Here is an 11,788-nt window from a genome sequence, read left to right on the forward strand (position 1 = left end):
CGGAACCCTCGTCCGGCCGGCGGAGTCCAAGGGGATCAATGGCGCCCCCCCGACCCGCTGGAGTCCGAGTGTCCGATCCCGAACCCGCCGGTTTGGCGCACCGCCTCCGGACCGACCGCAGATGGCGGATCGCGGCCGTGGCAGGGGCGCTCGCCCTCGCCCTGGGCGTCACGGTCGCGGTGGCCGTCGCCCGCGGGGCGGCGCCCAGCGGCGGGATCGCCGACGGGCCCCTGCTGCCGGCGCCCGCGGGCGCCGACCGCGTTCCCGCCGGCCGGATCATCGAGAAGCTTCCCCGCAACTGCGGAGTGTCGGACGCCACCGCCGCCAGGCTCGCGCCCGGGTCCGACCCCGACGCCGAGAAGGGCGGCGTCTTCCGGCGCGGCGGCCCCGGAAGCTGCATGTGGTACTCGCTGGACGACGGGAAGGCCAAGTGCGACTGGTGCGTCGGCGACTTCGCGAACGAGCGCGTCCTCGACGTCACCATCACCCTCGCGTCCGGCCGCAGTCAGTCACCGATCAGCGAGGCGATGGAGATGGTGGGCGGGGCCGGGCCGGGCCGCGTGGGGGCCGACCCGGCCAAGATCGTGGAGGGCCTCGGCGCGGAGGCCGCCGCTCGCTATTCGGCGGACACCGAGACCGAAGGCGCCATCGTGACCTTCCGCGAGGGCAACGCCGTCGCGACGATCCGCTACCGCGGATGGGACGCCGACGGAGACCGGCGCAGGACGATCCCGGAGAAGACCGCGATGGACGGGGCCCTGGCCGCCGCGGCGGAAACGGCGAAGGCCCTGGGAACGGCGGCGAGTCCCGTGCTCAGCACCGTGAAGCGCCCGGTCACGCCGCCGCTGAACAGGGTCCCCAAACCCTGTGACGCGGTCCCCGGCCGCACGGTCGACATGGTCGCCCGCGACGCGTACCGGCGGCGGGGAAGAGCGAACCTGCTCCCCGCGATCCACGAGACCGGAATGTCCGTCGAATCCTGCACGTGGAAGGCCCGCACGTCCGAGTTCACGGACGAGGGCCGGTCGCGCACGCTCACGGTGTCGCTCGCGGTCGGGGAAGACCGGGTACCGGGCATGGCGGTCCACACCGCCACGCGCCACTACCTGGGCCTCCACCGGAACCTGCGCAGCGGCAGGCTCCCCGGCATCACGGCGTTCACCGGCTTCACGCCGCTGGCCGGGCCCGGCGACCGGGCGTTCGCGGTCACCAAGACCGGGATCGGGTCTATGGGCGACGTGGGCGTGGTGGTCTTCCAGAAACGCAACGTCCTGATCGAGGTGGCCTATGAGGGCGCCGACCAGGAGACGGAACTGCGCGGACGCATGTTGATCGACAGCGCCTACACGGTCGCCGTCGCGGTGGAAAGGTCGTTGCGATCATGACCGAGGCGGCATCGCGACCGCGTTCCGGCGCCGGCGAGACGGGCGCCATCGTGTTCGCGTTCATCATCGTGTCCGTGCTCGCCGTCGTCCTGGTGGCGACGTCGCCGGCGCCCGGAAGCCTCGACCGGCTGCCCGATCCGCCCGCCGGGCCCGACCGGATCCCGGCGGGGCCGGTCATCACGGCGATCCCGGTGGGCTGCGGGATCTCGCCCGCCACCGTCGGCCGCCTGGTGACCGAACCGCGGATGATGAAGGACGGCCACCGGGACGGGGAATGCATGTGGTCGTCGGGGAGCGACGACGGATCGCGCCACCACCTGTCCATCGCCCTCACCTTGACCCACGGCACCGCCGCCCTCTCGCCGTCCGGTCCGGCGACCGGGCGGTCACCCCTCGCCGCCGCCATGAAGTCGTTCGGTCCGAGATGGTCCGACGCGACCACCCGGGCGGTGACGGGACTCGGCGATGAGGCACTCGTGCAGTTCGCACCGTCCGCCGGCGTGTCGGTCGTGGCACGCGTCGGGAACGCGACGGTCTCCGTCCAGTACCGCGACGCCCGCGGGTCGATCCCGGAGCGGACCGCACGGGACGGCGCGTTCGCCGCCGCGGCCGAGGTCGTGGACCGCCTGGGCGCACGCACCCCGTCCCGTCCCGCGATCGCCCCCGCCCCGGACCCGTCGCCGGCACGCAAGATCCCCGACCTGTGCGGCTCGATATCCGAACGGACCTTGAACCGCCTGCTAGGAGGCGAGCAGACTCCCGGCCCGTCGGGAACGAGCGGCAGCGGCGGCCTCGCCATCAAGGACGCCGACCACCGCGGCTGCTCACGGACGTCGGCGGACCGCGAACTCACCGTCACGGCGGCGGTCGTGCCGGGCACCGACCTGTTCGACGGGCCCCGGCTCGCCACCCGCGAGTACACGATGCGGCACGACGACGCCCGCGCCGAGGAAACGCTCAGCGTCCACGACCGGAAGTACTTCCACGCCGTCACCGGTCTCGGTGACCAGGCGTTCGCCGCGCACGTCCCGGGAGTCGTGCCCGGCGTGGTCGTCTTCCGGGACGGCGCCCTGCTGGTCCAGGTGAACTACGAGGAGGCGGACGAACGCCGTCCCCTCAGCGGCGAGCACGCGGTCCGCGGCGCGTACGCGGCGGCACAGGAGGTCGCGCAGGCCCTGGCCGTGCACTGACACGTCAACGGAGCCTGCCGCTCGCCGTCCAGGAGCGGAGCTTCTCGGGGTTCCGCATCGCCCAGATGTGCCGGATCCGGTCGCCGACCACGTCGAACGCCAGCACCACGACGAGCTCACCGTCCTGCTCGCCCGCCAGGCCGGGCTGTCACGACCTGATCACGCCGCGCATGGACGCCGCGCGCTGTGCCCGGTTTATCCGGGCGACGACCTGCGGGTCGAGTTCGCGCCCGGGTGGGCTTCGATACTCGGCCGCGTGGGTGAGGTCCGGCGTCGTGTCAGCCGAGGGAGGTGATGATGCCGGCCACCTCGTCGGGCATCGAGAGGAATGGCGAGTGGGAGGCGTCGAGTGCGACGACGGACGTCGGGTTGTCCGGGAAGGCCGCGTCCGCCTCGGCGATGAACCTCGCTTGCAGGGCCGGACGGATCGCCATGTCCCTTGCGCAGGTGAGGTACGTGCGCGGCACCGACCCCCAGCCGTCTCGGGTCAGGGCAGTGGTGCCGAGCATGATGCCGATCGGGCCATCGGGCGTCAGCAGGCCGGTGGCGGCGTCGGCGAGGACCGGATCTACGTCGCCGTAGAACGCCTCGTGAAGCCGCCGCCGGTAGGCCGCGTCGTCCGTGCGGAAGTCCAGCCGCAGCGCGCCGATCTGGGCCGGGTCCCCCCGCAGCAGTGGCGCGACCTGGTCATCGGCGGCCTCGGGCATCCGCGTGTATGCCGCAGCCGGCACATTGGATGCCGGCATGTACGCGGAAAGGTACACCGCGTGCGCGACCAGGCCGGGTGTCTGCTGGGCCACTCGCGTCAGCACGGGGCCGGCCGCGCTATGGGCGGCCACCGTGACCGGCTCGCCACCGCCGATCCGCTTGATCTGCGAGGTCAGCAGATCGGCCGCATCGTCGAGGCTCACGTCCGCGACCGGTGAAACCTCCGTGCGGACTGCCTCAGGGTTGTACGGCTTTTCGGTGAACCACCGAGGGCGGCGCGCGTACAGCCCGTGCCCCGCCATGTCCACCGCGACGGCTCGGCGACCGGCGGCGACCACGTGGGGAATGACTTCGCTCCAACACCAGGAGCCGTGCCAAAAGCCGTGAACGTGAACCAGCGTGGAAGTGGTGGACATCGATTTCCCTCCGCCATCTACGTCAAGGCCCGGAGGGCGGAACCCCTCCGGCGCGGACATGGCCGAGTCGACCGGGGCATCGCCACGCCCGCGTCGCCAGTGTCGGTCTGCCGCACCGGCTCAGCCAGGGAAAGGTAGTGCCTGGCTGAGCCCGGCACTTTGACGTATGCGCCCGGTCGGCGTCCGTGCCAGGCCCCCGCAAAGTTGGCGCCTGCGTGTGGCACGACGTACCAGGAGACGACCGACCGCGCTCTCCCGGTCATCCGGCTGACCTCGCGGTCATGAGGAGGCACCGCCGGTTCCAGATCGGCATTCGGCCGAGGTCGGAATCGGCGAGCCGGGTCTGAGGGAACTGCGTAGCGGCGGGTGCACCGTCGATGGCTTGGGCGTCCCCCGGCTCCACCAGGGCCGGGAAACCGAGTGAGGCGGGCGAGTGAGCTGCGGCGGGTTGTGTGCGTCCTCATGAACGTATAGATACATATGTTCATTTGAATTGGGGGTGGGCGTGCGGTCGCTGCAACCGGGGGACCCTGTGTGGGTCGGGCCGTACCGGATCCTCGCCCGGCTCGGCGCCGGCGGGATGGGGATCGTCTTTCTCGCCCGATCGCCGGGCGCTCGGCTGGCTGCGCTGAAGCTCATCCGGCGGGAGTTCGCCGACGAGGCGGCCTTCCGGGAGCGATTTCGTCGCGAGGTCGCCGCCGCGAGCAAGGTGAGCGGGCTTTACACGGCCCCGGTGCTGGACTCCGACGCCGACGCGCCACAGCCCTGGTTCGCCGCCGGCTACGTCCCTGCGCCCACGCTGAGCGAGGCCCTCGCGAGCGTCGGAACGTTGCCCGAGTCCGCCGTCCGGGCTCTGGGCGCGGGACTGGCGGAAGCGCTTCGAGCGATCCACGGGGCCGGCCTGGTGCACCGCGATGTGAAGCCCGGCAACATCCTGCTGGCCGAGGACGGCCCCAAGATCATCGACTTCGGGATCGCCAAGGTCACCGACGCCACGCGGCTCACCCGCACCGACGCCATGATCGGCACGCTGGCCTACATGGCTCCCGAGCAGATCGCCGGAAGCAGGGACGCCGGGCCCGCGGCGGACGTGTTCTCGATGGCGGGTGTGCTGGTCTACGCGGCCTCGGGGGTCAAGCCGTTCGGCGAGCGGGACCCGGCCAGAGTGCTCTATGAGGTCATGTACGAAGAGCCGTGCCTCGACGGCGTTCCCGCGTCACTGCGTGAACTGCTGGCAGCCTGCCTGGCCAAGGAGCCGGCCGAACGTCCCGCCCTGGAGTCGGTGCTCGCCGCACTGACCCCCGCCGATCCTCAGGCACTGAACTCACCCGCGCTGCGCCAGGAGGTGGCGGCCAGGGAGGCCGAGGCGACCAGGGCGGCGTCGGAGCCGGTCACGCCCCCGCCGGCGCCGCGGGTCGATGACACGGAGGCGGGCAGGGTCGGGCGACGCCGGATCCTGGGACTGGCCGGTGCGGTCGCCGTGGCCGGCATCGGCGCGGGGACGACGGGCTGGGTGATGACCCGCGGGGGATCCAAGCCCGCCAGGCCCGTGCCCCGCGCCACCGCCCTCGCCGCGGCGGCCCCGCCTGCGTGGACGTTCACCCCGCCTCAGCCTGTCACCGGGGCGTCGATGGTGCTGGTGGCGGACGGCGTCGTGCTCTGGGGCGGCGGACAGGAGATGTACGGGGTGGATGCCGGCTCCGGGCGGCAACTGTGGGCGAAGGACAAAGCCAACGCCGCGTATTCGGGCAACCCCGCCCGCGGATCGACGTTCGTCGTCCTCGGCGGCGTGGTCGGCGACTTCGAGGACCAGAAGATCACGTTGGTCGACGCCCCGACCGGACGGACCACGGAATTTCCCACGCCGCGCGACGTCAACCCCTCGTCCGTCCTCGGTGTGGTCGGCGACACGGTCATCGTGCGTTCGAGTGAGGACGTCTGGGCGCTGGATCTGACCAGCGGCGAGATTCGGTGGCACCTCCCCGGCCGGGGGTTCGCCTCCGGAGCGGTCGACCAGTCCAGCCTCTACCTCAGCACCGAGCCTTCCCTCGCCGCACTCGACCCCGTCACGGGCCGCAAGCGCTGGGTCCGCACCTGGTCCGAGAGCGGCGGCGACCGGGACAGCGCGAGCCTGGACATCTCGGTCGCCGGCGGGCGGGTCTTCGGCAACTTCGGCGACACCCTCCAGGCGGTCGACACCGCCTCCGGGAGGCCCGTGTGGTCGCGAGACACCGACAAGCACTTCGACACCGTCATTCCCGCAGGCGGCAACGTGATCTTCAAGGAAGAGGTTCTCCAGGCCTACGACCAGGCGACCGGCGCCGCCCGGTGGACGCTGGCCGGTCCAGAACCGTTCGCCGGCGACCGGGGACACATCGCGGCGGCCGGCGGCCTCGTCGCGGCCGCCTTCAACGACCCGACAGGCCCGTCCCAGGGCATTCTCGTCGCCGGGACCGATGGCCGGGCACTGTGGGCGCACCGGGGGCCGGCGGACTCGCAGCGCGGTTGGGAAGTCGCGGTGTCCGGTTCGTCGGTCTTCGCGACCGACCACAAGCGGCTCTACCGTTTCCAGGCGGGGCGATGACGGCGGCGGCGCTGGAGCCCGGCGATCCCGATCGCATCGGGCGGTACCGTCTGCTGCGGCGCCTGGGCGAGGGCGGCATGGGCGTGGTCTACTTGGGCGCGTCCCCGGCGGGACGAGCGGTGGCCATCAAGGTCCTGCGGCCCGAGCTCGCCGGAGACCCCGATTTCCGCGCCAGGTTCAGGGGCGAGGTCGAGGCCGCCCAGAAGGTCAGCGGCGCGTTCACCAGCCCGGTCGTCGAGGCCGAACCCGACGGCACCGTCCCGTGGCTGGCGATCGCGTACGTCAACGGCCTCAGCCTGAAGGAGACGATCGAGCGGTACGGGCCCATGCCCGAGCCGCTGCTGCGCACCCTCGGCGCCGGACTGGGCGAGGCCCTGATCGCCATCCACGAGGCGGGCCTGCTGCACCGCGACCTCAAACCGGCCAACATCCTGCTCGCCAAGGACGGCCCCAAGGTCATCGACTTCGGCATCAGCAAGGCCGCCGACACCGCCACACTCACGGGGGAGGGCCAGTTCATCGGCTCTCCCGGCTACATGTCCCCCGAGCAGATCCACGGGACACGGCTCACACCGGCCGCCGACGTGTTCGCCTTCGGCGCCGTGCTGGCCTTCGCCGCCACCGGCCGTCCGCCGTTCGGCAAGGACGCGGTCCCCACGATCATCCATCGGACCCTGCACGAAGAACCCGACCTGCGCGGCGTCCCGGCTTTCCTGGCACAGCTGGTGAGCGCCTGCCTCAGCCGGGATTCCGACCGGCGTCCGCCCGCGAACCTGCTGCCGGCCCTGCTGGCCGCCCAGCCGGTCACGCCCGGCTGGCTCCCCGGCGACATGGGTGAGGAGCTGCGGCAGCGGGAGGACACCCTCGTCCTGGATCTGCGGACGCTCGCCAGGGCCCACAACCGGCGGCGGCTGCTCATCGGCGGGGCCGCCGCCGGACTCGCCGCCGTCGGCGGCGGAACCGCCGCCGCACTGGTCGCGACCCAGGGCGAGAAGGGAGTCCGGCTCTCCCCTCCGAAGCTGCTGTGGCGAACCACGATCGAAGACGTGGACGACATCGGCCTCGTGGTCCGCCCTCGATCGATCATCTCGGTCGCCCGCAAGGTCTTCGAGGACGACTTCCGCTGCTACTCGCTGGCCACCGGACGGCAGACCTGGTTGGAAACCGGCCAGATGGTCGTCGGGCCGACCCTCATCTATACGACGGCCAACTCCGAAGGCGTGGTCGTCGCCAGGGACGAGTCCCAGGCGGTCAAGTGGACCTACAACGCGCCGGCGAAATACCGGTTCCCCGAGCTCATCGCCCCGACCAACGACCTGCTGGTCCTCACCGGGGATCGAACGATCACCGGCCTGAACCCGGCCACCGGCCGCCGCCTCTGGATACGCCAGTGGCCGCAGGCGTCGTACACGTCCATCATTTGCCACGGCGTCCAAGGCCGCACGATTCTTGTCGGCGCGACCAAGGAGGGTGGCCAGAGCAGACACCTCGGGCTCGACAGCACGACGGGCGCGGTCCGGTGGTCAAGGCCGTTCGAGACGATGCTCGTGATGCCGCGCGACGGTGATCTGATGTTCGCCAGTTCCTCTCGCGCCGCTCTCGACGCGCTGTCGTCCGATACCGGCCGGAAGGTCTGGAGCGCAGACCTCCCCAACGCCGAAAGGGACCCTGACGACAAGGACGAGCTCTTGCTCAACGTGACCGTGGCCAATGGGCTGGTCTACATGAACGGGCCGACCATCTACGCCCTGGACGCGTCCACCGGACGGCAGCGATGGACCTACACGCCGACCTCGCCCGGCGGCCAGACAAGAAGCTTTCGGGTCGACGGGAGATACGCCTTCGTCCTGGACAGCCCACAACTCGTCGCCCTCGATGCCCGCACCGGCAGGCGTCTCTGGTCCGCTCACACTCCGGTGTCCGACACCGCCCCAATGGTCGTCGCCGGCGGGCTGATCTGCATCGGCGTGGCAGGCACCACGGGCTCGGGACTCTACGCCTGGGACGCCAAGACAGGCCAAATCGTCTGGAATTACCCCGTAACAACCCCTGTCTCCAACAGGCAATGGGAACTCAGCACCAAAGGCCCCACCCTCGCCGCCGCACACGGCACCACCCTGCACGCCTTCCACCTCGGCTGAACTCAAGCTCTTTCGGCCGAGGCCGGCAGTCCGGATATGCCAGGCTTCCCGGATGATTGTGGAACGCGCCCTCGATCTCCTCGCCCAGTGCGCCTACCGCTTCTGGGACGACCACGGCACCGACGAGATCGGTGCGCTCCTCGCCGAGGCGCGCACCTGCTACAACGCCGCCGAGCACGCCGATCCCGCGACGGTGGCGATAGGCCGCTCTCTGGCTGCGGCGTTCGAGCTGCGCCTCTGTACCGACGTGGAGAACGAGGTGAACTCCGGCTGGGACTACGACCTGGAAGGTCCGCCGCTCAACGGCGTGGAGGAAGACGACTGGGACGACGTGAGCCGCCCCGTCGCCGAACTCGCCGCTGAGGCCGCGCGGGCGGCGCTGGACGCAGACCCCGAAGATCCGCTCGTGCCGATCCACCTCGGGCACGCGCTCGCCTGGCTCGGCGCTCGACGGCTTCATCAAGTTGAAATTGGATGTCCACCGCCCCGGGCAGCCGGTCGCCACATTCGAACTGATGGGCCGGATCCCATCCGAGCCGAAGGAAGGCCCGTTCCGGTTCGACTGGTCGGACGTCCCCATGGACGAGCCCTTGGAGCCTCCGCTGCCACCGGGGAGGCCAGTACGGATAGAGAACCGGTTGTACTTCTGAACGTGGGCGACGGCCAACAGATCTACGGCATCTCACCACGGGCGCAGTGACTCAGTGCTCAGCACGGATGTCCAGATGCGCGCCGCCCGGCAGACTGGCTGTGCACCGTCGAACAAGGAGGTCACGATGCTCAACCCGACCGCGTCCCCGGAAGCGGGACCGGCGTCATGACCGGCGTCGACCTGGACGCCCACGCCCGTGGCCTGATGGATGACAACCTGTACGTGATCCTGGGCACCGCCGACGCCGACGGCACCCCGTGGACGTCGCCCGTCTACTTCGCGGCCGCCGACTACGCCGAGATCTTCTGGGTGTCCAGCCCCGACGCGCAGCACTCCCGCAACCTCGCCGTGCGTCCCCGGCTGAGCATGGTGATCTTCGACTCGACGGTGCCGGCCTACCACGGCCGCGCGGTGTACCTGTCCGGCACCGCCGCCGAGCTGACCGGCCGCGACTTGGACCGCGGTATCGAGATCTACCCCGGAGACCCCAGCCGGGGCGGGGGCGTCCTGTCGATCGAGGACGTCACCGCACCGGCGGCGTGGCGCCTGTATCGCGCGACGGTCAGCGAGGCGTTCGTGCTGTGCCCCCGCGAGCCGCGCCAGCCGTGCGCCCTGCACGGCATCGCCTCCGACCATCGCGCACCCGTGATGCCCTGGCGGCATCCGGCCTAGTGCTCGAACGGCGACAGGCGTCGTTCCCAGTGTGCTTCCCTGTGCCGGTGGATTCCGTGACCGCGTGTCGATGGAGTGACTAAGTCCGATCGCACAAGGTGCCACCGGTGCTGTCGCCGAACCGTGCTGCCCCCTCCTCATGGGGCGGTGATCTCGTGGGTGAAGGAGTAGCGGTCGAGTTCCGCCGACAGCGGGCCGTACCCGTCTGCGTCGCCGTCGGTGGGGTGGATGCGGGCGTGGGGGCGGCCGTCGCGCATGCCGACCTCCACGCGTCCGGTCAGTCCCGTCCGGGTGAGTTCGTCGGCGACGAGGCGGCCGACAGCGTCTTGAAGGAGGGCGGGTTTGTAGATCTTGCCGACGGCGGTGGTGGGCAGGGCGTCGACGATGTCCACCGTTTTGGGGGCCGCGGCTGGTTCGGGGGCGTGGGCGCGGGCCCAGGCCAGGAGGTCTTCCTCCGTTGCCTGGGAGCTTCGCGTGAGGACGAGGTAGCCGGCGGGTACCTCGCCCGAGTGCGGATCGGGGGCGCCGATGACGGCGGCGGCGGTGACGTCGGGGTGGGCGAGCAGGGACTCCTCGACCGGGCCGGGGTCGATGTTGTGCCCGCCGCGAATGATGAGGTCTTTGGCCCGGCCGGTGAGGTAGAGGTAGCCGTCGGCGTCGACGCGGCCCAGGTCGCCGGTGAGGAGCCAGCCGTCGAAGATCTTGCCGATGGGGTCGGAGGCGGGTCCGGTGGGGCCGGGGCGCAGGTAACCGGGGAAGACACTGGGGCCCTTGATGGCCAGGACGCCGGTCTGGCCGGGTTCGCAGTCGGCGATGGGGTGGTCGTCGGCATCGACGGTGACGGCCTTGACGTGCTGGTAGGGCAGGCGCAGCCCGACGGTGCCCTCGCGGGGTGCGAAGGCGGGGGTGGCCGCGGTCGCGCAGGTCGCCTCGGTCAGCCCGTATCCCTCGAGCATGGGGACGCCTGTGGCGGCCTCGAAGGTGGTGCGGACCTTCTTGGGCAGGGGGGCGGCACCGACGGCTCCGGCGCGCAGGCTGGACAGGTCGACGCCTTCGGGTACGGCGGAGAGGTTGGCGTAGACGGTGGGCACGCCGGAGAAGCTGCTGATCTTGTAGTGGGCGATGATGTGCCAGAAATCGGCCATGAGGGCCTTGTCGCGGTAACCGAGCGGGCCGAGGGAGACCACCGGCCGTCCGTGCATGAAGGGGCCGAGCCCGGTCACGTGCACGGCGTTGACGTGGAACAGCGGCAGGCCGGCGAGCACGACGGCGTCGTCGAGGTAGGCGCCGGAGCAGCCCAGGGCCCAGGCCATGTAAACCTCCATGGCGTGGGTGTGGGGGGCGATCTTGGGGATGCCGGTCGTGCCGCCGGTGTGGAAGTAGGCGGCCAGGTCGCCCGGGGAGGGACGGTGCGGGCTGTCGAGCCGGTCGCCGCTCTGGGTACGGGTGAGCGCGCCGAAGTCGGTGGCGATGTCGCCGGGGCCGGGAGGGGATCCGACGGCGGCGAGCGCCCGCAAACGGGGCAGCCGGGCTGCGATCCGCTGGGCCTTGGCCCACAGGTCCGGGGCGAGGTCTGGCCCGGGGGCCAGGAGCAGGTGGGCGCCGGTCAGCGTGAGGATCTCCACCAGGTGGTCTTCAGCGAGCATGGGGTTGACCGGGTTGGCGATGCCGACGGCTTGGGCGCCGAGCAGTGCGGCGTAGGTGGCGCCGAGGTTGGGGAGCATCAGGGCGACGACGCCGCCTTCGGGCAGGCCGAGCGACAGGTAGGCGTTGGCCGCCCGGTGCACCTCCTCCAGCAGTCGTCCGAAGGTCCAGGCGGGTGCGTCCCGCCACGCGGCGCCGTTCTCGCCCAGCAGGTGCAGGGCAGGCCGGTCGGCGCGGGTATGGGCGGTGCGGGCGAGTAGCTCGTAGGTGCTGGCGGGCAGGCCGCGGTCGGTGAGCGGCACGGTCTCGATGGCAGGGACGTCCTCGGGGAAGAGGACGAGGGGACGGTCGCCTTGGGTGTGCGGGGCGGGCGTCATGGTGTCTCCTCGAGAGGCG

Annotated in this window: 8 protein-coding genes; 6 read left to right on the plus strand and 2 right to left on the minus strand. The window is 71.3% G+C overall.

The window, feature by feature from the left end:
• Window positions 1–68 precede the first annotated feature (68 nt).
• Both ACGFK0_RS27850 and ACGFK0_RS27855 read left to right on the plus strand, forming a co-directional pair.
• Window positions 69–1,385 (plus strand): hypothetical protein, encoded by a 1,317-nt coding sequence (locus ACGFK0_RS27850; protein ID WP_392909936.1) that lies wholly within the window; start codon window positions 69–71, stop codon window positions 1,383–1,385.
• On the plus strand, window positions 1,382–2,575 hold the full coding sequence (locus tag ACGFK0_RS27855) for a hypothetical protein (RefSeq protein ID WP_392909938.1): 1,194 nt from the start codon (window positions 1,382–1,384) through the stop codon (window positions 2,573–2,575). Before ACGFK0_RS27850 ends, ACGFK0_RS27855 begins: the two co-directional genes overlap by 4 nt.
• A gap of 278 nt (window positions 2,576–2,853) precedes the next feature.
• On the opposite strand, the gene ACGFK0_RS27860 is transcribed toward ACGFK0_RS27855, so the two are convergent.
• On the minus strand, window positions 2,854–3,699 hold the full coding sequence (locus ACGFK0_RS27860; RefSeq protein ID WP_392909940.1) for an alpha/beta fold hydrolase: 846 nt from the start codon (window positions 3,697–3,699) through the stop codon (window positions 2,854–2,856).
• Between the two features lie 505 nt (window positions 3,700–4,204).
• Between ACGFK0_RS27860 and ACGFK0_RS27865 the strand changes: the two genes are divergently transcribed.
• From ACGFK0_RS27865 to ACGFK0_RS27880, 4 genes are all read left to right on the plus strand, one after another.
• Window positions 4,205–6,283, plus strand: coding sequence for a serine/threonine-protein kinase (locus ACGFK0_RS27865; RefSeq protein WP_392909942.1), 2,079 nt, complete (start codon window positions 4,205–4,207; stop codon window positions 6,281–6,283).
• Window positions 6,280–8,424 (plus strand): PQQ-binding-like beta-propeller repeat protein, encoded by a 2,145-nt coding sequence (locus ACGFK0_RS27870; protein WP_392909944.1) that lies wholly within the window; start codon window positions 6,280–6,282, stop codon window positions 8,422–8,424. The genes ACGFK0_RS27865 and ACGFK0_RS27870 overlap by 4 nt, the downstream gene beginning before the upstream one ends.
• Before the next feature lie 52 nt (window positions 8,425–8,476).
• Window positions 8,477–9,124 carry a hypothetical protein gene (locus ACGFK0_RS27875; protein ID WP_392909946.1) on the plus strand — a complete coding sequence of 216 codons (648 nt, stop codon included), beginning with the start codon at window positions 8,477–8,479 and terminating at the stop codon, window positions 9,122–9,124.
• A 117-nt stretch (window positions 9,125–9,241) separates the two neighbouring features.
• Entirely contained in the window at window positions 9,242–9,748 is a 507-nt protein-coding gene (locus ACGFK0_RS27880; protein ID WP_392909948.1) for a pyridoxamine 5'-phosphate oxidase family protein, read from the plus strand.
• Between the two features lie 137 nt (window positions 9,749–9,885).
• Here ACGFK0_RS27880 and ACGFK0_RS27885 read toward each other — a convergent pair whose 3' ends face one another.
• Window positions 9,886–11,769: an acyl-CoA synthetase gene (locus tag ACGFK0_RS27885; protein ID WP_392909950.1), complete on the minus strand. Its 1,884-nt coding sequence runs from the start codon at window positions 11,767–11,769 to the stop codon at window positions 9,886–9,888.
• Between the last annotated feature and the right edge of the window lie 19 nt (window positions 11,770–11,788).

This window comes from Spirillospora sp. NPDC048823, assembly GCF_043198445.1.
Classification (GTDB): domain Bacteria; phylum Actinomycetota; class Actinomycetes; order Streptosporangiales; family Streptosporangiaceae; genus Spirillospora.

Bases quoted from the DNA above. Each gene is read 5' to 3' on its own strand.
- ACGFK0_RS27855 (WP_392909938.1), top strand. From the start codon at position 1,382: ATGACCGAGGCGGCATCGCGACCGCGTTCCGGCGCCGGCGAGACGGGC.
- ACGFK0_RS27875 (WP_392909946.1), top strand. From the start codon at position 8,477: ATGATTGTGGAACGCGCCCTCGATCTCCTCGCCCAGTGCGCCTACCGC.
- ACGFK0_RS27880 (WP_392909948.1), top strand. From the start codon at position 9,242: ATGACCGGCGTCGACCTGGACGCCCACGCCCGTGGCCTGATGGATGAC.
- ACGFK0_RS27860 (WP_392909940.1), bottom strand. From the start codon at position 3,699: ATGTCCACCACTTCCACGCTGGTTCACGTTCACGGCTTTTGGCACGGC.
- ACGFK0_RS27870 (WP_392909944.1), top strand. From the start codon at position 6,280: ATGACGGCGGCGGCGCTGGAGCCCGGCGATCCCGATCGCATCGGGCGG.
- ACGFK0_RS27885 (WP_392909950.1), bottom strand. From the start codon at position 11,769: ATGACGCCCGCCCCGCACACCCAAGGCGACCGTCCCCTCGTCCTCTTC.